This is a genomic window from Cytophagia bacterium CHB2 (assembly GCA_030263535.1).
In the GTDB taxonomy this organism is placed as follows: domain Bacteria; phylum Zhuqueibacterota; class Zhuqueibacteria; order Zhuqueibacterales; family Zhuqueibacteraceae; genus Coneutiohabitans.
Genome location: SZPB01000001.1, coordinates 1 through 22,453 on the forward strand (window position 1 = coordinate 1; position 22,453 = coordinate 22,453).

Sequence of the window (22,453 nt, forward strand, 5' to 3'; positions counted from 1 at the left end):
CGGAGCAAGCCGTTGCAGATGCTCGTCCTGTTGTGCGCCGTGATTTTAATGGCCGGCCAGTGGGCATGCGGGTCAAAGGCGCTCAAGAAAGAGTCCGTCCTGGACACACCCGACAACCATTTCAGCATTGGTATGCGCCGGCTGGATAGCGGCAACATTGCCGAGGCCAAGCAAGAATTCATGCGCGCCAAACAACTCGATCCCAAATATCCCGAAGCGGATGCCGGGCTCGGTTTGGCGTATGCTTACGAGGGCAATATCGATCAAGCGATGAAAGCCGTCGATGATGCGCTGGGCAAAAACGATAAGTCGGTCGAGTCCCGCATTATCAAAGGCCGCATTCTTAGCATGCGCGTCGCCTCGTTACAGGGAGATGAAGGCAAAAATCAGGATAAGATTGCGGATCTCACCAAAGACGCCGTCAATGAATTTGATCGCGCCCTCAAATTGAATCCCAACAGCGACAAGGCGCATTTTTACAAAGCAGAAGCCTACAAAACTGCGTATCAATTCGGGCCGGCCGCGGAAGCGTACAGCAAAGTTATCGCGCTGAAAGGTGAATTTGCCGGCCGCGCCGATGCCGGTTATGCCACGATGCAAAAGATTCAACGCGCTGCCCCGGGCACCAAAATCGGCATGAAAATCGCGTTGATTCCTGAAATCGACCGCGCCGATCTTGCCGTGCTGCTGCTGGAAGAATTGAAGCTTGAAGAAGTTTTCAAAAAGAAACAACAACCCAATTTCGACACCGGTTTCCAAGCCCCGGCAGATCCCACCAAAATGGAACAGCCCAAGGCTGCAGAGTTGCCTGCCGCAACGGATATTGAAACGCATTGGGCAAAAAACTGGATCAAGGATATCATTCGCATCGGCGGCATGGAGGCGTTTCCGGATCACACCTTCCAGCCCGACATGAAAATCACGCGGGCGAACTACGCCACGACGATGCAGAGCATCCTGGTTGCCGTGACCGGCGACAAGGCGCTTACAACGAAATACATTGGCGGGCAATCGCGCTTTCCGGACATGCGCAGCGATCATTTTTCTTACAATGCCGCAGCGTTGATGGCTGATCGCGGCATCATGAATGCCGATAAGATTACCGGCGCATTCAATCCCGAAGGCCATATGTCCGGCGCAGACGCTTTGCTGGTGATTCGCGATTTTCAGAATGCCTTGCGCATCACCTTTTAACTTCACGTGCTGAAATTTTCGAAAACCTCGGCGGGAAGAAAAACCGGCGGTGTTATCACGGGTTTTCTTTCGTCCGGGGTTTTCTGCTGTTGTCGACTGGCGAATAAACCATGAAGCTTACTTACGATTCACGTCATAACCTCGCTTATGTTTGTTTTCACGAAAAAACTTCTGCCGTGGAGGCTATTCCGATGAGTGATGAAGTCGTGGTCGATATGGCGCCGGTGGAACGATCTATGGCATTGAATTGCTGAATGCCAATCAACAACTACGTCATGCCGAAACCGGCACTCTCCTTGTCATAAACGAAGCAACCGGGGAGCACGCCGAGTTGCCATTGGCATTGTAACCGGCAGCCGTGCGTGTGAAATACTGAAAATAATTTTGAACTTCTGGCGTCGAACAACTTAGATCAGGAGGGATAATCTTGTCAAAGCAAAACTGGATGAGCCGGGCGCTTGTCGCGCTCGCCTTGTGGGGCATGTCATCAGTCGCATGGTCACAGGCGGCGCGGCCGCAAACTGCGGAGATCACGGTCGTCGGTTTGGGCGCAGTTTTAGCCGGTGATATGGCGGCTGCCCGCGACAAGGCGATCGATGATGCCATGCGCAAAGCCGTGCAACAAGCGCTGGGCACGAACATCAAATCCGAAACGCTGGTGCAGAATTTTCAAATGGTCGAGGATCGCATTCTCGCCTGGTCTGCCGGCTATGTAAGCAAATATGACATTCTCCGCGAAGGCGCGGGCCAATACGATACCTACGAAGTCGAAATGCGCGCGCAGGTCAATTTGAACGATTTGAAAAACGACGACAATGCGCTCGCGGAATTGCTGCAAAAGGAAAACCCGCGTGTGATGGTGATGATCGGCGAGCAGAACATCGGCTACACCGATCGCTATCATTATTTCGAAGTCGATCTGACGGTGGCGGAGACCACAATCATCGATGCATTCCGCAACAAAGGCTTCGAAGTCATTGATCCCGGCCAGGCAAAGGAAAATCAAAATCGCGATCAAATTTTGGCTGCGCTGGAGGGTGACTCCAAAGCTGCAGCCGCAATTGCCGTGGCGCAACAAGCGGAGTTGATCATCACCGGCAAAGCCGTTGCCAAAGTGGCGCAAACGAATTTGAATCTCGGCGGCATGAAATCCTGCCAGGCGAATATGACGGCAAAAGTTGTGCGCGCCGGCGATGCGCGCATCATCGCAACCGCCACGGATAACGCCGCGCACCCGCATATCGACGAAGTCACCGGCGGCACGAAGGCCATTGAAAAAACCGCTAAAAAAGTCGGCGAAACCCTGTTGACGAAAGTCGTAGCCGAGGCGCAAAAAAATTTCTACAACGAGAACAGCATTACCGTGCAAGTGCAGGGGCACAAAAACTACGGCGACCTGCAACAATTTGTCAGCACGATCAAATTCAACCTGCGTGGCTTGAAAAACGTTTACGAGCGCAACACCGCCGGCGGCGTCGCGACCCTGGATCTCAAAATTTTGGGCACCGGGGCGCAGCTTGCGCGTGAGCTGGCCAACAAGGATTTGGCGCCCTTCACAGTTGATATCGTGAACGTTTCGCCGAATCGCGTTGACATCAAAATCAAACAGCAGGCGGCTGAAATGGAATCTATTTCCACCACGCCTGATTCGACCAATCAATAATCATGCTTATATGCAAGGAGCCAGTATGACGCACAGAAAATTCCTGGGATTGGGGATCTTATTCGTTGCCGCGCTTGCCTTAACCACCGGCGCGCCGGCGCAAGAAAAAACCGGCGGCAAAAAACGCGTTGCGGTTTTCTCCTTCGAGGATAAAACCGACTCACGCAACCGCTGGTATTGGTGGACCGGGCAAGGCGTGGGCGACGGCATGGCGGACATGCTGACAACCACGCTGGTCAAAAGCGGCAAATACCGCGTCATGGAGCGCGGCGAGATGGACAAGCTTCTGCAAGAGCAGGGGCTGGGCATGTCCGGCGTGGTCAATCCGCAAACCGCGGCGCAAGCCGGCAAAATGCTCGGCGTTGAATTGGCCGTGATCGGCGCGGTGACAGAGTTCGGCTACAAGAAAGCCTCCACCGGCGGCGCTCTGAAAAAAATCGGCATTGGCGCAAGCGTCGGCAAGCAAAGCGCAACCGTCGGCATCGATGTTCGCTTCGTCGATGTCACCAGCGGCGAAATCTTGAAAGCGGAAAACATTCGCAAAGAAAATTCCAAAGCCGGCATTTCGGTTGATGTTCCGGATTTCCGCTTCAGCGATCAATCCCAATTTGATCAATCCCTGGTGGGCAAGGCCACCCGTGAAGCGATCGACGACATCGTCAAGTTGCTGGATGAACAAAGCGGGGGCGGCGTGTGGTCGGCGAAAGTGATCATGGTGAAAGACGGCAACGTCATCATCAACTCCGGCAAGGAAAACGGCGTCAAAGTCGGCGATGTTTTTGTCGTGACACGCAAGGGCGAGGAATTGATCGATCCGGATACCGGCGAGTCCCTAGGCGCTTCGGAAGAGACTCTGGGTGAAATTCGTGTCACCGACAACAACTACGGCGGCAAAGGCAAGGCTTCATCATGCGCAGTGGTCAGTGGTAGCGGCTATACCAGCGGCGATGTGGTTAAAGAGAAGAATAAGAAGTAGTGTGCGTTGCAAGGAGAGGGAGGCTGCACACATCACGACGCAGGAAACTTTCAACCAAGGAGAAAGCCTCATGAGAATTCATCGTAATATCACGCGATTGCTCATTCTGTCAATCGTTCCCATTTTTGCACTGGGCGCTTCCTCACGCGGCGTCAAGCAAACGACTGTGACGAAAACCAAGTTTCACGGTTTCATGGGCAGTGTGATGAAAATGGGCGGCGGCGACAAGCCGCAGACCGCCACAAATTCGGTTCAGGGGAATCAGCAGCGCACGGATCAATTCGATGACAAAGGCAAATTGATCAGCACCGCCATCGTCGATCTCGACCGCGAAATCATGATCACTTTCGATCATAAGAAAAAAGAGCGCACCGAGATGACGTTCGCGCAATGGAAAGAAATGCTGAGTAAAATGGCCAGCTCTTTTTCACAGCCACAACCGAAAGCCAAGAAAAAAGACGAATCCGCGCCAGAGGTGAAGGTTGATTTTGACGTTAAAGTCACACCGACAGAAGAGACCAAAACGATAGCCGGGTATTCGACCAAGAAAACGATTCTCACCATGACCGCGACCGGCACCAAGGAAGCAACACCGCAAGAGCAGGGCGGCAAAGGCGGAATGGTTATCACTTCAGCGATGTGGTTGACGGAGAACGCGCCGGGCTATGAAGAGTTATCGGCATTCGGGCGCAAGTTTGCAGAGAAGCTCGGCATGGATATGTCCGCCACTGGGGCGCAAAGCATGCTTGCGGCCTTGCAATCCAACCCGCAATTGAAAGATGCCATGAAAAAGCTGGCGGAAGAAGGCCAAAAGATGAAGGGCTTTGCCTTGTTGACTGAAAGCAAATTCGAAACGACAGCCATGCCTGGCGGCCAGAATCCACAAATGTCAGCGGAGGATCAAGAAAAGGCCGCTAAAATGCCGAAGTCGGTCGGCGGCTTGCTCGGCAAAATGATGCCAAAGCCGAAAAGCGACGAAGGTTCTGGCAGCAACGTGCTCTATGAAACCACGGTAGAAACAACGGAACTCACCACCGAAAATTTTCCGGCAAGCCATTTTACGGCTGAAGCTTTTGCCGATTACAAACTGGTCAAGCATCCACTGGTCAAGCATCCAATGGTGAACGAATAATTTTCCAGCTAAGGCAAGGATCATGCAACTGCGACTGAAGTTTTCAACTTTTGCCTTGGTGGTGTGGTTAATGGCGAGCGGCATGGCGCATGCGCCCGCGCCCGACGCGGTGGGAACCATTAGTTTCGTTTTGGGCAAAAACGAAGAAGTAACCGTGCTGCGCCGCGAGAGCACCAAATGGCTGCCGGCGCAATTGAAAATGCCGGTGCTGCAAGGCGATCAGATTCAAACCGCAGCAGAATCACGCTGTGAAATCAAACTCACCGACGGCAGCGTGATTCGCATCGGCGAAAAATCACTTTTTGATTTCGAACAATCGAAACTGGCGCAAAGCAACCGGCAAGTTGACGGCACACTGAAGAGCGGGTCGATTTGGGCGAATATTTTCAAGCTCAAATGGGGCCGCGAGAAATTCGAGATCAAATCGCCAACGGCAGTTTGCGCCGTGCGCGGCACGGTTTATCGCATGGAAGCCGACAGCACGACGCGCATCGCGGTATATGACGGCCAGGTTGACATCGGGCCGGCCAGCGGTTTGCGCCAACGTTTGCAGCAACAATCGCGTCCCGTTGGCCCGCCGACACAAGTGCCCGGCCCCACGGAAATTCCCGGGCCGTATGAAGTTTCGCTCGATCAGTGGGTGCGCTTGGTTGCCGGCTTTCAAATCGAGATTCGCGAAAACGGGCGCTATGCCAAATCCAGCATCGACCCCAATCGCGAAGCCGGCGTCGATTGGATTCAATGGAATTTGCAGCGTGATCGCGAGCTGCAGCAACGATGACGCACAAAACCAACTGTGCAATACTTTGGAACAACACAGACTATGCGAAGGCAATTTACACTTGAGTACTGGCTTGATGATGGCTGGTACGTCGGCAAACTGAAGGAAATTCCCGGGATCTTCAGTCAAGGCGAATCGCTGGAAGAGTTGGAACAAAACATCCGCGAAGCGCATCAACTGATGATGGCCGAGGAGGCGACCGAATTTCGCGCCGGCGTTCAGACTAAAGAACTGGAAGTTGACGTGTAAAACGGCGCGATTTCATTCGAGAACTCGTCAATGCCGGCTGCTATTTGAAACGCCATGGCGGCAACCACGACATTTACACGAACCCTAAAAACGGACGAAGTGCGCCAATACCCCGTCACACCGAGATCAAGGAAAGCCTGTGTGAATTGATCCGCAAACAACTCGGGATCAAATAGTGCTCAAAGTTTTGGTTTGACTGCGACAGCCCGATTGCTTATATTTGACGCGCTCGCCAAGTATTTGGCGGGCGTTTTATTTTTGACCAAAAATCAATCACATTAATCGAATGAATTTGCGTGAAAATCATCGCGATTGACAACGCCAGTACCGGCGAAGAACTCGGGTTACGCGTCAACGACGAAATCGTGCGCATCAACGGCCAGCGGGTGCGCGACGTGCTCGACTATCGCTATCTCGTCACTGACGAAGAACTCGAACTGGAGGTCAAACGGGAGGGCGAAACTGTCATCTATGAAATTGAAAAAGAAACCGACGACAGCCTCGGCCTCAATTTCGAGCCGTTGAAAATCCGCGGCTGCGGCAATGATTGCATTTTCTGCTTTGTCGACCAAAATCCCAAAGGCATGCGCTCGACCATGTATTTCCGGGACGAGGATTTTCGCCTCTCTTTTTTGTCTGGGCATTACGTCACGCTCTCGAATATTTCGCGCGTCGATCTCAAGCGCATCGTGCAGCAGTGCATGACGCCGCTATTCATTTCCGTGCATGCCACCGAGCCGAAGATCCGAAAATTCCTGCTCGGCATTAATTTCGACGATCGCTTGCTGGATAAGATTGCCTACCTCACCGAAAACGGCATCACTCTCAACACGCAAATCGTGTTGTGTCCGGAGATCAATGACGGCGAGGTGTTGCACAAAACGTTGTGGGACCTGGCTAAATTTTATCCCGGTGTGCGCAGCGTGGCCATCGTGCCGGTGGGCTTGACGAAACATCGCGAGGGTTTGACCAGGATCGCGCCAGTGACGCGAGATTATGCCCGGCAGTTGCTGCGCATTGCCGATGATTACGCCGCGGAATTCCGCCGGAAGCTTGACACCCATTTCGTTTATCCCTCGGATGAATTTTATATTATTGCCGGCGAAGCCCTCCCTCCTGCCGCACGCTATGATGCGTTTGACCAAATGGAAAACGGCGTAGGCATGCTGCGCGATTTGTTGAACGATTTTCAGAAGAAACAAATAAATCGTTTGCCGCAAGTCCTTCCCAAGCCGACCAAAGTCACGCTGGTGACGGCCACGCTGGCCGGGCAATTCATTCAAGAAAATATCGTATCGCGTTTGGCAGAGATCGAAAATTTCACACCGGAACTCGTAGTGGTCAAAAACAAATTTTATGGCGAGAGCATAACGGTTACCGGCCTGCTCACCGGCCAGGATATTTTCGCCGCCCTGCACGAACGCGATCTTGGCGCGGCGGTGTTTTTGCCCAAAAGCTGTCTGAATGATAACAATATTTTTCTCGATGATTGGAAGTTGAGCGAATTATCGGAAAAACTCGGCGTCCCGGTGGCGCCGCTGCAGAATGATTTCAGCCAGATTTTTTCATTGTTAAATGAATTTTGATAAAATCATCATGAAGAAGTCGAGCCATGATACAATTCCTTGAAGTCAAAAATTTCAAGTCGATCAAGCAGCTTGCCCTGGATTGTAAAAAAATCAACATCATTCTTGGTCGTCCGAATACGGGAAAATCGAACCTTCTGGAAAGCATTGGTCTGTTTTCATTACCCTTAGCGCCTTTAAGGAATCTCAAAGAACTTGTCCGATTTGAAAACATGACGAACCTGTTCAATGATCATGATCTCAGCCAGGTTATAGAAATAAATGCCGATACGATGTCCTTGCAAATTAAGTTCGATCGGGGAGAATTCAAGGGCGAACTCAAAGATAAGGAGCACGGCGGCTCTTTCAAATTCAGTGCGACTCTAAAAGAGATTCGAAACTCGGAGGGGGATTGCAACACGCCGTTTAGATTCTATCGGTTTGCCACTCTAGAAGTGTTTACCAATCAGGAAGCTGATTTTCTCATGCCGGTAAATGGGGAGAACCTTTCCCAGATTCTTTTAACCAACAAAGAGTCCAGGAAAATGGCCGCCAACGTATTCAGCGAATACGGCCTCAAGATCGTCTTAAAGCAGAGTGAGAATAAAATCGAAGTCCAGAAAGAAATTGAAGACGCGGTTATCTCTTTTCCTTATGCGCTGGTTTCAGATACGCTACGTCGAATTGTGTTTCATCATGTCGCGATTGAAACCAACCATGACTCCATCATCATCTTTGAAGAGCCGGAGGCGCATGCTTTTCCCTACTACACGAAGTTTTTGGCAGAACGGATTGCATTGGATTCATCGAATCAATATTTTATCTCAACACACAATCCCTATTTTCTAATTTCGGTTTTAGAAAAAGCGCCAAAAGATGATGTTGGTATTTTTGTAGCCTCCTCGTCAGACTCCGTAACTCAATTAGAAGCTGTTTCGCCGGAGGCATGCTCTGAGATTCTTGGCCTCGATGCCAGCGTGTTTTTTAATTTGGAGCGATTTCTGGGGGAGACATGATTTATCTTGAGTGCAACCCGGATAAGGTTCTTGTGAGTGCTTTGGGAATTTCGAACAAAGAGATAAGCATGCTTACAGCAGAGGGAATGTTTGCAACACGCTTGCTAAAAACAATAACGTTGTCGGTTTGGTTGATGAAGTTCCTTTCAGTCCACAACCCGGCTACATCAAAACATTGCAGAATCAGGATTTCCTGCATGGTGTAAAGCTTTTTGTGGATCAACGCCGGGGCAATCGCTTAATCATGCTTTGCCCGAGGTTGGAAGAATGGATTATCTTGGCAGCACATGAGGCCGAAATCAATCTCAACGATTATGACTTGCTTGAGAATGCAAAACAATTACACAAAGCAATAAACCTCCAGCAGTCAAGCTTAAAGAGATTTATTGATGACATAAAAACGAGCAGCGCAAAACTGCAAACGCTCGCCAGTTTCTTGAGATTATGACCAAAAAGCCCATCGTCGCCATCATCGGCCGGCCCAACGTCGGCAAATCGACCTTGTTCAATCGCTTCGCCGGCAAGCGCGTGGCGATCGTGCATGATTTGCCCGGCGTGACGCGCGACCGCAATTATGCTGAGGCGGAATGGGCCGGTTATGAATTCGTCGTGATCGATACCGGCGGTTATTTTGCCGGCAGCTCGAATGTTATCGATCAAGCGGTTCTGCGGCAAATCTCCGACGCGGTTAGTGAGGCGCACACTTTGGTGTTTGTCACGGGTGCGCAAACCGGCATCACTGCGCTGGATCAGGAAGTCGCGCGCATGTTGCGGCAAAGCGGCAAGCCGGTTTTACTTGCGGTAAATAAAATCGACGACAACAGCCATCTGCCCGCCATCGCCGATTTTTTTGTACTCGGGCTCGGTGAGCCTCATCCCATCTCCGCAGTTTCCGGAACACGAGTCGGTGATTTTTTGGATGTCGTCGTTGCGACATTGCCTGCGCACGCCCGGCGCCGCGCTGCGAGCGACGAGGAAAACACCAGCGCTGAACCGCCCTCGGAAGATTTGCGCCTGGCAATTGTCGGCCGCCCCAATGTCGGCAAATCTTCCCTGGTGAATGCGCTGCTGGGTCACGAAAAAGTGATTGTGACCGATATTCCCGGCACCACACGCGATGCCATTGACACGATTTTACGCTACAAGAATCGAAATATCGTTTTGATCGACACCGCCGGCCTGCGCAAATCCGCGCGCGTGAAAGAAGCCGTGGAATTTTACAGCACCGTACGCACACGCGACGCCATTCGCCGCTGCGATGTGGCCGTGGTGGTGATGGATGCCCAGGAGGGCATCACCGAGCAGGAGTTGCACATCATCGATGAAATCGCGCATCTGCACAAAGGCGTGATTCTGGCGATCAACAAATGGGATTTGATCGAGAAAGAGGCCGGCACGGTGAAGGAATTTGAAAAAGCCATTTCCGCAGAGTTGCGCATCTTCAACTACATTCCTTTGATTTTCATCTCGGCGTTGACCGGCCAGCGCGTGTTCAAATTGCTCGAATTGGCGATGCAGGTCGAAGCCGAGCGCAAACGCGAGATTCGCACCAGCGAGCTGAATGCGTTTTTGCAGGAAGCGATTCAAAAATATCAGCCGCCCTCGATGGATCAACGCGAAATCAAACTCAATTACTGCACGCAGGTAAAAATCAATCCACCGGTATTTGCCATCTTTTGCAATCACCCGACTTCCATTGCGCGCAGTTACCGGCAGTATTTGGAAAAAAAATTCCGTTCGCGTTTTGGATTCACCGGCGTCCCGTTAACCTTCACTTTTCGAAAAAAATGACCTTACTTATGTATCGACTTTTGCCTCTGCTTCTGATCTTGTCTGCTCTTGCTCCGTCCGTGTGGGGTCAAACAAAAACTCATGCTGAACAATTGCTGACCGATTATCAACAAGCCCGCGCCGGCTTGGCGGCTGAGCCGGTAAAATGCGGTTTTCCTGCGCTGGCGGCTTTGCATGCCGAGCGCACAAAGAACCCTGACTGGCAACCGCAACTGCGAGCAGCATTCGCGCGTCCCTCCCTCCCGCAAACATATGTGACGCCCGATGGCCGATTCAAAATTCACTATACCACCACTGGGTTCGATGCCGTTAATCCCGCCTCCACCAACACGGCCGGCGTTCCGGATTTTATCTATGAAGCCGGCCTCGCTGCACAACGCGCGTACTCTCTACTCGTCGATGAGCTTGGCATGCGTCCGCACGCAAATGACAACGGCTCAGACGGCCCGGAATTCGACTTCTACGTGCTCGATCTCGGCAATCTTTATGGCGAGACGATTCTGGAGTTCTCGTCCGGTAGTGGGCCTTCTTATATTCGCATCGATAATGATTATGGCTCAAATTTCTATACGCGCGGCTTGGAAGGGCTGCGCGTTACGGTGGCGCATGAATATTTTCATGCTGTGCAATTGAATTACTTTTTCCGTGATGTCGATATCTTTTTTTTCGAGCTTTCTGCCACCTGGTTCGAAGACGTCGCCTACGATGACATCAATGATTATTATCAATATCTGCGCACCTGGTTTCGCAACCCCGATTTACCGCTAAACTCGACGACGAACTTTCATCAATACGGTTCCTGCATTTGGTTGCATTATCTTGCCAAAAAACTTGACCCCGTGTTGGTGCGTCTGATCTGGGATCAAATTGAGGATAAACCGGCGGTATTCGCAATGCAAGGTGTCTTGGATTCGGGAATATACCCCATCACTTTCGCGCAGGCGATACAGGAATTTTCCAGTTGGAATTATTTTACCCGCTACCGGGCAGACGCGGATTTGTTTTATGAAGAAGGCGAAGCTTATCCTGCCGTGGCGATCGCGGCTATGCAAAAGACTTCATCCGATACGACGATCGCAAGCAGCTTAGAACCGCTGGCGGCGCACTACTATCAATTTGTGCGTCAGGGGCGCAGCATGCAAATTTATCTACACGTCGACGCTGATCCCGGACGCTGGGCGGTAACCGCGATTTCAGGTTCGCCCAGTGCAGGTTATGACGTGATGAAAGATCAAGGCCTCGCCGCGGTCAATCTTCCTGCACTGCTGCGTGAAGATACGGTTAGCGTTGTGATCACGAATGTCGGAGCGCCGCCCTCCGCAAATCAGTCGCCGAGTTATGATTATCAATTGCAGGTAAAATACGGCGTGCAGCAGGATTTGCCGAGTGTGTTGGAAAATCCCCGGCCGAATCCTTTTCGCATCGGAGAAGGCGCGGTTCTGGTTTTTCCCTATCGTTTGGCGGAGCGCGAGCGCGTGCACGCTACGATCTATCGCGAAGACGGCAAAGTCGTCAGGGAATTCAATCTCGGGTCGCGTGGTGCGGGCTTTCATTCAGACCTGACTTGGAACGGAACCGACGGCTCCGGTGAGCGTGTGAGCAGCGGCGTCTATTTCATGCGTCTGCGGGCCGGCGATTTGCTTGAAACAACGAAGGTCGTGGTCATTGCGCATTAGAATCAAACGCCCTGTGGGCCTTGGCAGACGTGCCTTTCGTTGACTTTTAGGCGCTTTTTTATTATACTGGTGCGTTCATTAAGGCCTCAACTTAGCAAATCACGAAACAATTATGGCACGCGGGAGAGATTGGTTTTTAGGTTTATTATTGCTGGCGGCAGCGGGCATTTTCATTTTCTTCATCGCCTCGATTTTCTTTGGACGCACCGACAACGATGACGGCTTCGAGCTTTCCACCGGCAGGCGCGTTGGGTTAATCGAGGTCAAGGGTGTCATTCTTGATTCCGAAACCACGGTCAAAAATCTTGAGCGCTACGGCAGCAGCCAGGATATCGCCGCGATTATCCTGCGCATCGACAGCCCAGGCGGCGGCGTGGCTGCCAGTCAAGAAATTTATGAAGCCGTAAAACGCGTGCGCGAAGGCGGCAAATTCGTAATCGCGTCCATGGCTTCGGTGGCGGCATCGGGCGGCTATTATATCGCATGCGGCGCCGATACGATCATGGCGAATCCTGGCACGACGACCGGAAGCATCGGCGTGATCGCGGAGATGTTCAACGCCACGGAGTTGATGCAAAAAATCGGCGTGCATTTTGAAGTCATCAAAAGTGGAAAATTCAAAGATACCGGCTCGCCGTTCCGGCCCATGAACGAAGAAGATCGCCTGCAACTGCAAAGTTATGTTGACAATGCCTATCAGCAATTTGTCAACGTGGTCGCAACGGAACGCGACTTGACCACAGAACAAGTACTGAAATACGCCGATGGCCGCATTTACACCGGCCAGCAGGCGCATGAAATCCGGCTAATCGATCTCCTCGGCACGTATGAGGATGCCGTCGATCTGGCCGGCAAAATGGGCGGCATCACCGGCAAAGCCAGAGTGATCAAACCGTCGGTTCGCAAAACAACCATGTGGGATTTGTTGTTTGGCGATATCGAGCAACATCTGATTCGCTTGCAAACCCTACCCGTACTGCGTTATCAAATGATATTTTGAGGTGACTATGCCGATTTATGAATATCGCTGCCCGGCATGCGAGACGAAATTCGAACAACTTATTCGCGACAGTGAAGCATTGGAATTGCAGTGTCCTAACTGCGGCACGCGCGAGGTGAGCCGCTTGCTCTCGGTTTTTGCGACCAACACGACCCTCGGCAGCAGCGCGCCTGCGCATGCGTCTGACTTCTCCGCCGGCGGCGGCCATTGTTGCGGCGGCGGCGGATGCGGGTGCCATTAGATCGCTGAGCAATCTTTGAACTCCGGCGCGGCAACATCTGAAATCAAATGAAGTTTTGCCCCAAGATTGTAAAATGATGCGATAACACATAAAAACTAGTTCGAAGGAGGTGAAGCGATTTGCCCAGCGGCAAGAAACGTAAACGGCATAAAATTGCTACGCACAAACGCAAAAAGCGTTTGCGGAAGAACCGGCATAAAAAGAAGCTCCGTTAACCGTGGCGGGCGTTTTACTGGGCGACGCAGCAACAAACATGCTGCCAGCGCACGGCGGGACGCCCGTTCGTCTTTTAGCCATTTCTGTATGGATATGCCATGATCGGGGACACGCCTCGCACCATCCTGCTGATCGATGATGATGCCACGATGCACGATCTCGCGCGCGCCCATCTCGAAAAGTCGGGCTATACGCTCATTTCTGCCTACAACGCCCACGCCGGCTTGCAAGCAGTGCTGGCGCATCGCCCGGATTTGGTGTTGCTGGATTTTATGATGCCGGAGATGGACGGCGAGAAAGCCTTCTACGAATTGACGCACAATCCCGCTTATCGCGCCGTAAGCGAGACCCCGGTGATCATGCTCACCGCGCGCGGCGGCGACGAGTTGCTGAAAACGACGCTGCTCGAACGCGGCGTGAGCGCCTACCTGCTCAAACCTTTTGGCCTGCGCGAGCTGACGAACGTCATCGAAAATGTTTTCATCATTCATGACATTCGCCTGCGCAACCAGCAATTGCGCGCCGAAGTCGAGTTGACGCGCGATCATCTCGAGTTGATTATGCGCACGGCCCCAATCGGTATTTTTTCAACAGATGATATAGGCCGGATCGAGCACGCCAATCACGTGCTCGCGCGGCTGCTGGATTTTGAAAACCCCAAAGACCTGCGCCATCGCGTTATTGCAGAAGATGAAAGACTGCGGGACACCTTTTTGCGCACCGCCGTGGCACGCGTATTGACCGGCAAAAAACCCTGGAAGGTTCACTATTTTCATTATATCAAACATGCCGACCGGCGCCGCGTGCTCAATATTCATTGCGTGCCGGTCAAAAAATCCTCCGAAGAAATTGAAGGCGTGGTCGGCGTCGTCGAAGATGTCACGGAGACGCACAAACGCGATGAACAATTGCAGATGCTGACGACCATCGGCCTGGCATTGCAAAGCATTATTGATCTCGATGATTTGCTCCATTTGATTTTAACCGGCATCACCGCCGGACCGGCGCTCGGATTTACGCGCGCCATGATTTTCCTGGCCGACAATTCCGGCCAGCATTTAGTGGGAAAAATGGCGGTCGGCCCGGTTAATGCCAAGGAAGCCGAGGAAATTTGGAAAACGTTCGAGCGCGAGCATCTTTCACTGGAAGATTTCCTGGAGAAATACGGCAAACGCCGGCCTGCGACGCCGAGCCGTTTGGATCTCATCGTGCGCGAACAAATCATTCCACTCGGCATTCAAGATTCCGACTTCGTCCGGCAAATCCTGCTCAAACATACCTATCGCGGGCTGCCGAACCGGCTCGATCATCCGAGTTGCAAAAAAGTCTTTCGCGCATTGCAGCTCGAGGATTTTGTCGCTGTACCGCTGATTGCAAAAGACCGCCTCAAGGGCGTGATTGTGGCGGACAATCGCTTCAGCACGCAGACCGTTGCCTCAGATTTGATTTCCCTGCTGGAATTGTTTGCCAGTCAAGCCGCGCAAGCGCTCGAAAAAGCTGATGCCTATCGCCGGCTGGAGTTGGAAAAGCGCAAGCTCGAACACGCTTATGAACAATTACAGACAACGCACGATCGCCTGGTGCATGCCGAGCGCCTGGCGACAATTGGCAACATGGCGGCGCATGTCGCGCACGAAATCCGCAATCCGTTAGTTACGATTGGCGGATTTGCCCGTTCCCTCAATCGCCAGTTGCATGATCATGAGTCGGCCCGCAACATTACCAGCGTAATCGTGGAAGAAGTGATACGCCTGGAAAAAATTCTGGCGAACGTTTTGGATTTTTCCAAGCTGCCCAAACCCTCACTGCAATTGGCCGATCTCAATCAACAAGCCGCAGAAGTTTGCAATTTGCTGCGCGACGAGGCCCGGGAAAAACGCGTTGAAATACGCATGAATCTCGCGCCGGGCTTGCCCAAAATGTGGATCGATACGATTCAAATCAACCAACTGCTGGTCAATCTCGTGCGCAACGGCATTCAAGCAATGAAAACCGGCGGCTTGCTGGAGGTGCGGACCCTACTCTGGTCAAAGCGTTTTGCTCGCATCACCGTGCGCGACACGGGCAGCGGCATTCCGCACGAAATTATCGAGGATGTTTTTAAACCGTTCTTCACCACGAAAGCCTATGGCACCGGACTCGGGCTTGCGATTTGCCGGCAAATCGTCAATGATCACGGCGGCGAAATTTCTGTGCAATCATCTCCCGGCGAGGGCACGATTTTCACGATTGATCTTCCGCTGGAGAAAACCTCTCCGGAAGAAAAATTTGAAACCACTTTCATCAACGACAATTCGACTCCGGATTCACCGCTTTTGATCACCTGACAACTTTGCCATGGCTTCTCGCGTCGCGCAAAGCGAACAACCACCCAACGAACTGCTCACGGTATCCGAGTTAACTGCGGGCATCAAAAATCTACTCGAAGAAGGGCTCCCTCCCTTTTGGCTGACCGGTGAAATTTCGAATTTTAAACATCACACGTCCGGGCATTTTTATTTTTCGATGAAAGATGAAGAGGCCCAAATTCCCTGCGTCATGTGGGCCGGGCGGAATCGTAATTTGCGCTTCACCCCGCGCGACGGCATGCAGGTCGTGGTGCATGGCAAAGTCACGGTTTACGAAAAACGCGGCTACTATCAATTCGAAGTCTGGCAAATGCAGCCCGCCGGCGTCGGCGCTTTGCAATTGGCGTTCGAGCGCTTGAAGCAACGCTTGCACGCGGAAGGCTTGTTTGATGAAGATCACAAAAAACCTCTGCCGGAATATCCGCAGCGTATCGGCATTGTGACCTCGCCGACCGGCGCGGCGATTCGTGATGTAATCAGCGTGTTGCGGCGGCGTTGGCCGGCGATTGCCATCATACTCCGGCCCGTGCGCGTCCAGGGCGCAGGCGCAGCGGAAGAAATCGCTCAGGCACTGGAGGAATTCAACGCGTACGGCGAAGTTGATCTCGTCATTATCGGTCGCGGCGGCGGCTCGCTGGAGGATTTATGGCCGTTCAACGAGGAGATTGTCGCGCGCGCGATCTACGCCAGCGCGCTTCCGGTGGTCTCTGCCGTGGGGCATGAGATCGATTTCAGCATCAGCGATTTCGTGGCGGATTTGAGGGCTCCAACGCCTTCGGCTGCCGCCGAGATGGTTGTTCCACAAGCAGGGGAAGTAAAACGCCTGTTGTGGCATCAATTACAGCGCGCTTATCTCCACCTTCACCGCCAGATGCAAACGCAGCGCGAACGGTTGCGGCGTTTCGCCCGCAGCTATGGCATGCGCCGGCCAATCGACGCGCTTCATCAACACAGCCAAACGCTGGATGAAAAGCACCGCCGCCTGCAACAAAGCATGCAACAATTGCTGGCGCAACACCGGCGAGATATCGCACATCTCTATCATCGCCTGCAGGCCTTGAGCCATCAGAATATTCTCCGCCGCGGCTTTGCATTAGTTTTTAAAGATGATTCAGGTTCGCTTGTCAGCGCAGCCGCACAGTTGCAGCCGGAAGATAGGATTCGTCTGCAATTTGCTGAAGGTCAGGCGCATGCTACGGTTCAAAGCAACCAACCTTAATCTCTGCCGCGTCAATTTCCTTATCAAACCGCAAATTGTAAGGTTTGCCGGTACCTTTCGTTGTGACTTTTTGGGCACGAACGGCAGCATCCGTTCGGTTTGCATGACATCTCGATGAATTCGAAAGGCACCTCCTCATGCGGTTCATTTGTCTGTTTCTCCTGACACTCGCGCTGCTTGGCTGCGGTGGTACACGAAATCAAACAAGTTTATCCGAATTACAAAACTGGGCCGGCACCTGGCAGGGCAAGGGTATTCGCGAAAATCGTGCTGATCCCGTGCGCGATTGGACCCTGAAGCTGACGATAAAGAACAATCGTCTCACCGGGTTCATGCAAGACGATGGCGGCGAAATGGGAAAACAAAATCTCAATAAGATTCGTTTGCACGGCGGTATATTGACGTTCAATTTGAATTTCGAATCCGCGCGCGGCTTGCAAGTGACTTATCGTCATGAGGCCGTGTTAAAGGGCGATAAGATCTTGAGTGAATTCAAGGGCCGTGAAGGCGGGCGTTCATTCCAGGGCAAATGGGAGGCCGTCAAAACCGCTGAAGACGACAGCACTCACAACTGAAAATCCCGCCAAGCAACTTCGCACGTTTTATTCCATCACCCGGCAGCCCTAGCGTCGAGACTCAAGTTATTGTTGGGATTCAAGAAGCCGGCGCCGCGCTTCGATCTCTTTCGTATCTATGTAAATTGAACAGCTATGCCGGCGATTCTTGAGTCGCACAACAACTTAAACGGAAGTGAACAACGCCGCTTGCTGAAACGATCGCGGCGTTTTTGATTCTTGACAATAGGCCGGCGAGAACACGATACAATCATCTGAAAAAGTGTCAACCTCGTAATCTTGTCGCCGGCTGCCATTTTTCACCTTGCGTTTGGAACAGAAAAAAAATAGATTCGCCGTTACCAAAAATCAGACGTCACACCAGCGTTTGCATCCTTAATAGGATTAAAGGATCTAAACATGACGGACAACATCGAACAGCAACTCATCGACGATCACCCGCTCCAACCGGCCATTATCGACGCAGCACCCGCGACAAAATACGAAAAGAGTAGCTCTTCCCTTTCGCCGGACCAGATTTCACTCGAAGCTGTGATCAACGTTTTAGTGCAACGCGGCATTTGCACCGAAGCCGAGCTCTTAACAGAAGAAAAAAGACTGCACGCCGTGCGCCAGACCATGGCGGGACTGGCCTTCGTCCCGGTGCAAACAAAACACGGGAGGCAAACTCATCACAAGGAACATAGCGCTTTACGACATTGGGCTTCGCGACATCGCTGGTCGCGCCGGTTGGGCAGCACATTATTCGGCTGGAAGTGGCGAAAAATAAAAAATAATCCGGCTTGATCCATCGCACCGGTTGAATTGCGGACAGGCCCGGACCAACGATTGTAGCTCTTCGCGAGCTATCAGGCAATAAATTACCATGCCGTCGTTTCGCGCAGCCTTCCAGGTCTTGTTTACTTGCCGCATTCTAATCAACCTGCTGGTTTAATTTTTGGAAGATTACCTCAATGGCTTCTAAGCCGCCAGTACCAGATGAAATGGCGAGCGGATATTTTGGCGCCCGCCGCAAAATCGGCTTGCTTGTTGGACCGTTGCTCTTTCTCATGCTCTTGTGGCCGCCGTTGACTCCCGAACTTTCACCAGAAGCGCGCAGCCTGCTCGCAATAAGCATGCTTATGGCCTTTTGGTGGATCACGGAAGCGATCCCGATGCCTGCGACTGCCTTGCTGCCCATGGTGTTGTTTCCATTTTTTGGCATTCTGCCGATGAAAGCAGTCACGGTGAATTATGGCGACGAGATTCTTTTTCTGTTTCTGGGCGGCTTCTTCATTGCCATGGCCATGCAAAAATGGAATCTCCATAAGCGGCTGGCGTTACGCATTATTCACCTGCTCGGAACGAGTCCGCGGCGTATGGTGTTGGGTTTCATGCTGGCAACGGCGTTTATCTCCATGTGGATTTCAAATACCGCCACGACGATGATGATGTATCCGATCACATTGGCCGTTATCTCCCAACTTGAAACAAGTGAGAGCGGGCACACGGCTGCCAGCCTCCACAATTTGCGCACGTGTTTGATGCTCAGCATCGCCTATGCCTCGAATATCGGCGGCATGGGCACATTATTGGGAACGGCGCCCAATTTGATCTTTGCCAGCAATGTCAAAAAGCTTTTTCCACAAGCACCCGAAATTGATTTCATAACGTGGGCAAGCTTTGGCATTCCGACCGTCATCATGTTCATCCCGCTCGTATGGTTGTTCATGACGCGAGTTTTATTTCCCCTCAAGATGGAGAGTTCACCGGCAACCGGCGCCGTGATCGCGGATGAGTTGCACAAGCTCGGCCGCATGGAGCGAGGCGAGCGCCTGACGCTGATAATCTTCGTACTGGCAGCGCTGGCCTGGATTTTTCGCATCGATATTGATTTGGGGCTTTTTTGCATTCCCGGTTGGGCCAGCGCGTTCGATCTGCAAAACCATGTAGCAGATTCGACCGTCGCCATGGTCGCCGGCCTGCTGCTGTTTCTGATACCCGTCAACTGGAAACGCGGCGAATTCTTGCTCGACTGGGAAACCGCGGTGAGAGTGCCGTGGGGGTTGTTGCTCTTTTTCGGCGGCGGGCTTGCGCTTTCAGCCGCATTTGTTTCGACGGGATTGTCGCAATGGCTGGGCGAACGCCTGCAATTGCTGTCCGGCATGCCGCCGCTGCTGATGATTTTGTTGATTTGCGCGGCCATCACGTTTTTTACTGAAGTCAATTCCAACACGGCAACGGCAACGATCTTCATACCCATCGCAGCCGCCACGGCCCAGGCGATGCAAATAAATCCCTTGCCGCTCATGATCGCGGTTGCGGTATCCTCCTCCTGCGCGTTCATGCTGCCGGTTGCCACTGCGCCGAATGCCATAATCTTTGCATCCGGTTATGTCTCAGTTCCACAAATGGCAAAAACCGGATTTTGGTTTAATTTGATCGGCATCTTCATCGTGACGCTGGCGATCTATTTTGGCCTGGAAATGGCGTTTGAGGTTGATTGGAATCAATTCCCCGAATGGGCAAGATAGCCAGTGAACATCGTAACAGCTTTTTTGATATGAATTGTTCTATTTAAATTCATCACTTTTCCTGAACGCAAAGCCCGCCGTGATCGCGCAACGGTTACGATATTCAATTTCTTGATCATACCATACGTTCGAGCCTTGCGATTTAGTTAACAATTCCAGGAAATTTATCCTCACTCAGGATGCATCAGAAGGATTCGATATGCACGTTTTCATGTTGCCTCGCGCCGCTGCGAAGGAATTGCACCGCCCGACTCGCCTTTCACACTTCCCCCAAACGCTGGCCTGGTGTTTACTCACGTTAAGCACGGTTTTCGCCGCCGCACCCGGCCGTGCACAAGAAGAACCGGATAGCACACAAAATCAAAGTGGCGTCGAGTTGCGCGGACAAATGCTGCTCTTGCATTTTGTCGAAAATGAGCGGCAGCCGGGTTTTGCCGCGGTCGCCGCGCGCTATGCCACCGGCGAACGCGTGAATGAAGCGCATCGCATGCTGGAAGAGTTGCTGACGCGGCCCAATTCCGAACCGGCAAACGCTTTCTACCGCATTGCAACCTACCTCTTTGGCCGGCAAAACCTGCCGTATGGCCTTGCCGAAAATATCAAACGTTCCCTCTCCCAGGTGCCGACCTTGCGTGGCGAGGCGGAACACGAATGGCATATGTATTATGCCGCATTGTTGCTCGCTTCCGAAACCTGGCCGGATACGCCTGCGGAGCAATGGTTTAACGGAAAATCCTCTGCAGAAAATATGCGCGAAGCCAAGGATTACTTCACCGCCTGGATTAATCAAGTCATCACCAGCGGCCAAAGCGAATATGATTCACCGCAATTTATGCCCGCTTTTTTTGCCTCCCTCGCGCTTATGCACGAGTTTACGCGCGACGATCTTTTTCGTAAGCGCCTGAACGTCATGCTGAATTTGCTCATGCTTGATTTCGCTTCCGAGCATTTAGACGGCTTGTATGCCGGCGCGCACAGCCGGATTTCCGAAGCGCAAATCATGTCCCCGCGTGAAACGTTGAGCGCAGGCTTTGCCTGGTTATATTTCGGCACCGGCAAAATGGTGCCCAGCCCGGAACTATTGTTTGCCTCGCTCAGCAGTTTCGAACTGGCGAGCGTAATTTTGGAGATGGCGACGAACCGCGATCCGCTCGGCGGCTATGTTCATCTCGAACGCAAGCATGCCGGCCGTTTCCTGCGCACCGCGCCAAAGCAGGAGAATAATGTCGGTAAATATGCCTATGTCACGCGGCAGTATATTCTGGGCTCCATTCAAGGCGGATTGTATTATCCCACGTTTCAACATTCCTGGGGATTGACGTACCTGTCCTCGACCGACGATCGTCCAATACTCTTCATCACCTACCCCTCCACAACTGCGCGCGAGCTGGCGTTGTTTCGCACGGAAGAGCCGCGCATTCTGCTTGCCGAAGCCAATTCGCCGCGCGGCCGTTTGGCGCAGGAGATCAAGCTCACCGGCGCTTCAGCTTATGAACGTTTGTTTCAACATCGCAATGTTTTGATCGGATTATATGATGCGCCCGACTCTTCCAGGCAAGTGCGGCTGAACGGTTTTTTCTCCGATGATCTGCAGAACTTTTCCTCCGCGGTGACGGAGAGCAAGGATTTCCTGCCGCCGGATTGGATTTTCTGCCGCGCCGAGGATACTTACATCGCAGTTCTGCCGATGCAGCCCTACCGTTTTGAAAAAATTCCTGACGGCAAATTGTTTGTTTCGGAAGGCCGTCGCAACGGCTTCGTGATCGAAGTCAGCACGCCGCTGGAAAATGAGAATTTTGAAGAATTCCAGCGCCGTGTGCGCGAGGTTGGCCGGCTCGAAATCAAACGCGATATCGACGCTACCAATCGCATCAAATACACCACGAGCTATGGCGATCGCATGTTGTTTTCGTATAACGCCGCAACCGGCGATGTCCGCCGCATTTTGAATGATTTTCCGGTGCGCACCGACGCCTACCCCCTGTTTGACAACCAATTTCTGAAATTCTATCCCGACCAAAAACGCCTGGCATTGCGCGTCAACAACCAATGGCTCGAGCTCGATTTCGTCAAATGGGAAGTTACGCAACGTGTGAGTGAGATTACCGACGAGTTGAAAGCAAATTGGTAATCTAGGGAAACAAAAATTCACCTTGAAATTGTTCAACATTTCATCGCTTTATCTTAAACGAGAGGTAAGCAACCGGCGTTTTTATCCCAGATTTAAGCTTGCTTTAATAGGCGGCCAAGATTATATTTGCGCACGTTCGTTTACCTTGTTGGATATATTTGGCATGT

Annotated in this window: 20 protein-coding genes and 1 pseudogene; all 21 read left to right on the forward strand. The window is 52.2% G+C overall.

What is annotated here, in order from left to right; translation table 11 throughout:
- Window positions 1-12: 12 nt before the first annotated feature.
- The 21 genes and pseudogenes from FBQ85_00005 to FBQ85_00105 all read left to right on the forward strand — a co-directional run bounded on the left by FBQ85_00005 (window position 13) and on the right by FBQ85_00105 (window position 22,286).
- A complete protein-coding gene (locus FBQ85_00005) occupies window positions 13-1,194 on the forward strand; it encodes a tetratricopeptide repeat protein (GenBank protein ID MDL1873545.1) in 1,182 nt (393 codons plus the stop codon).
- A gap of 110 nt (window positions 1,195-1,304) precedes the next feature.
- Window positions 1,305-1,543: pseudogene (locus tag FBQ85_00010) on the forward strand (DUF2283 domain-containing protein).
- Window positions 1,544-1,621: 78 nt separating this feature from the next.
- Window positions 1,622-2,857, forward strand: coding sequence for a hypothetical protein (locus FBQ85_00015; GenBank protein ID MDL1873546.1), 1,236 nt, complete (start codon window positions 1,622-1,624; stop codon window positions 2,855-2,857).
- A 10-nt stretch (window positions 2,858-2,867) separates the two neighbouring features.
- Window positions 2,868-3,833, forward strand: coding sequence for a hypothetical protein (locus FBQ85_00020; GenBank protein ID MDL1873547.1), 966 nt, complete (start codon window positions 2,868-2,870; stop codon window positions 3,831-3,833).
- A gap of 70 nt (window positions 3,834-3,903) precedes the next feature.
- Window positions 3,904-4,965 (forward strand): hypothetical protein, encoded by a 1,062-nt coding sequence (locus tag FBQ85_00025; protein ID MDL1873548.1) that lies wholly within the window; start codon window positions 3,904-3,906, stop codon window positions 4,963-4,965.
- A 22-nt stretch (window positions 4,966-4,987) separates the two neighbouring features.
- A complete protein-coding gene (locus FBQ85_00030; GenBank protein ID MDL1873549.1) occupies window positions 4,988-5,746 on the forward strand; it encodes a FecR domain-containing protein in 759 nt (252 codons plus the stop codon).
- A 42-nt stretch (window positions 5,747-5,788) separates the two neighbouring features.
- Entirely contained in the window at window positions 5,789-5,995 is a 207-nt protein-coding gene (locus tag FBQ85_00035) for a type II toxin-antitoxin system HicB family antitoxin (GenBank protein MDL1873550.1), read from the forward strand.
- A gap of 14 nt (window positions 5,996-6,009) precedes the next feature.
- Window positions 6,010-6,171, forward strand: a complete 162-nt coding sequence (locus FBQ85_00040; protein MDL1873551.1) for a type II toxin-antitoxin system HicA family toxin — start codon at window positions 6,010-6,012, stop codon at window positions 6,169-6,171.
- A 120-nt stretch (window positions 6,172-6,291) separates the two neighbouring features.
- A complete protein-coding gene (locus FBQ85_00045; GenBank protein MDL1873552.1) occupies window positions 6,292-7,581 on the forward strand; it encodes a DUF512 domain-containing protein in 1,290 nt (429 codons plus the stop codon).
- 26 nt (window positions 7,582-7,607) lie between these two features.
- A complete protein-coding gene (locus FBQ85_00050) occupies window positions 7,608-8,576 on the forward strand; it encodes a hypothetical protein (GenBank protein MDL1873553.1) in 969 nt (322 codons plus the stop codon).
- 127 nt (window positions 8,577-8,703) lie between these two features.
- Window positions 8,704-9,024: a hypothetical protein gene (locus tag FBQ85_00055; protein ID MDL1873554.1), complete on the forward strand. Its 321-nt coding sequence runs from the start codon at window positions 8,704-8,706 to the stop codon at window positions 9,022-9,024.
- Complete coding sequence (locus tag FBQ85_00060; protein MDL1873555.1) at window positions 9,021-10,367, forward strand: ribosome biogenesis GTPase Der; 1,347 nt, start codon at window positions 9,021-9,023, stop codon at window positions 10,365-10,367. Before FBQ85_00055 ends, FBQ85_00060 begins: the two co-directional genes overlap by 4 nt.
- A complete protein-coding gene (locus tag FBQ85_00065; GenBank protein MDL1873556.1) occupies window positions 10,364-12,043 on the forward strand; it encodes a hypothetical protein in 1,680 nt (559 codons plus the stop codon). The genes FBQ85_00060 and FBQ85_00065 overlap by 4 nt, the downstream gene beginning before the upstream one ends.
- A 112-nt stretch (window positions 12,044-12,155) precedes the next feature.
- A complete protein-coding gene (gene sppA / locus FBQ85_00070; protein MDL1873557.1) occupies window positions 12,156-13,043 on the forward strand; it encodes a signal peptide peptidase SppA in 888 nt (295 codons plus the stop codon).
- 7 nt (window positions 13,044-13,050) lie between these two features.
- Window positions 13,051-13,284 carry a zinc ribbon domain-containing protein gene (locus FBQ85_00075; protein ID MDL1873558.1) on the forward strand — a complete coding sequence of 78 codons (234 nt, stop codon included), beginning with the start codon at window positions 13,051-13,053 and terminating at the stop codon, window positions 13,282-13,284.
- Window positions 13,285-13,598: 314 nt separating this feature from the next.
- Complete coding sequence (locus FBQ85_00080; GenBank protein MDL1873559.1) at window positions 13,599-15,827, forward strand: response regulator; 2,229 nt, start codon at window positions 13,599-13,601, stop codon at window positions 15,825-15,827.
- Between the two features lie 10 nt (window positions 15,828-15,837).
- Window positions 15,838-17,067, forward strand: coding sequence for an exodeoxyribonuclease VII large subunit (gene xseA / locus FBQ85_00085; protein MDL1873560.1), 1,230 nt, complete (start codon window positions 15,838-15,840; stop codon window positions 17,065-17,067).
- A gap of 137 nt (window positions 17,068-17,204) precedes the next feature.
- A complete protein-coding gene (locus FBQ85_00090) occupies window positions 17,205-17,642 on the forward strand; it encodes a hypothetical protein (GenBank protein MDL1873561.1) in 438 nt (145 codons plus the stop codon).
- 399 nt (window positions 17,643-18,041) lie between these two features.
- On the forward strand, window positions 18,042-18,428 hold the full coding sequence (locus tag FBQ85_00095) for a hypothetical protein (GenBank protein MDL1873562.1): 387 nt from the start codon (window positions 18,042-18,044) through the stop codon (window positions 18,426-18,428).
- A 167-nt stretch (window positions 18,429-18,595) separates the two neighbouring features.
- Window positions 18,596-20,155: an SLC13/DASS family transporter gene (locus FBQ85_00100; protein ID MDL1873563.1), complete on the forward strand. Its 1,560-nt coding sequence runs from the start codon at window positions 18,596-18,598 to the stop codon at window positions 20,153-20,155.
- A 199-nt stretch (window positions 20,156-20,354) separates the two neighbouring features.
- Window positions 20,355-22,286 (forward strand): hypothetical protein, encoded by a 1,932-nt coding sequence (locus FBQ85_00105; protein ID MDL1873564.1) that lies wholly within the window; start codon window positions 20,355-20,357, stop codon window positions 22,284-22,286.
- The last annotated feature ends 167 nt before the right edge of the window (window positions 22,287-22,453 follow it).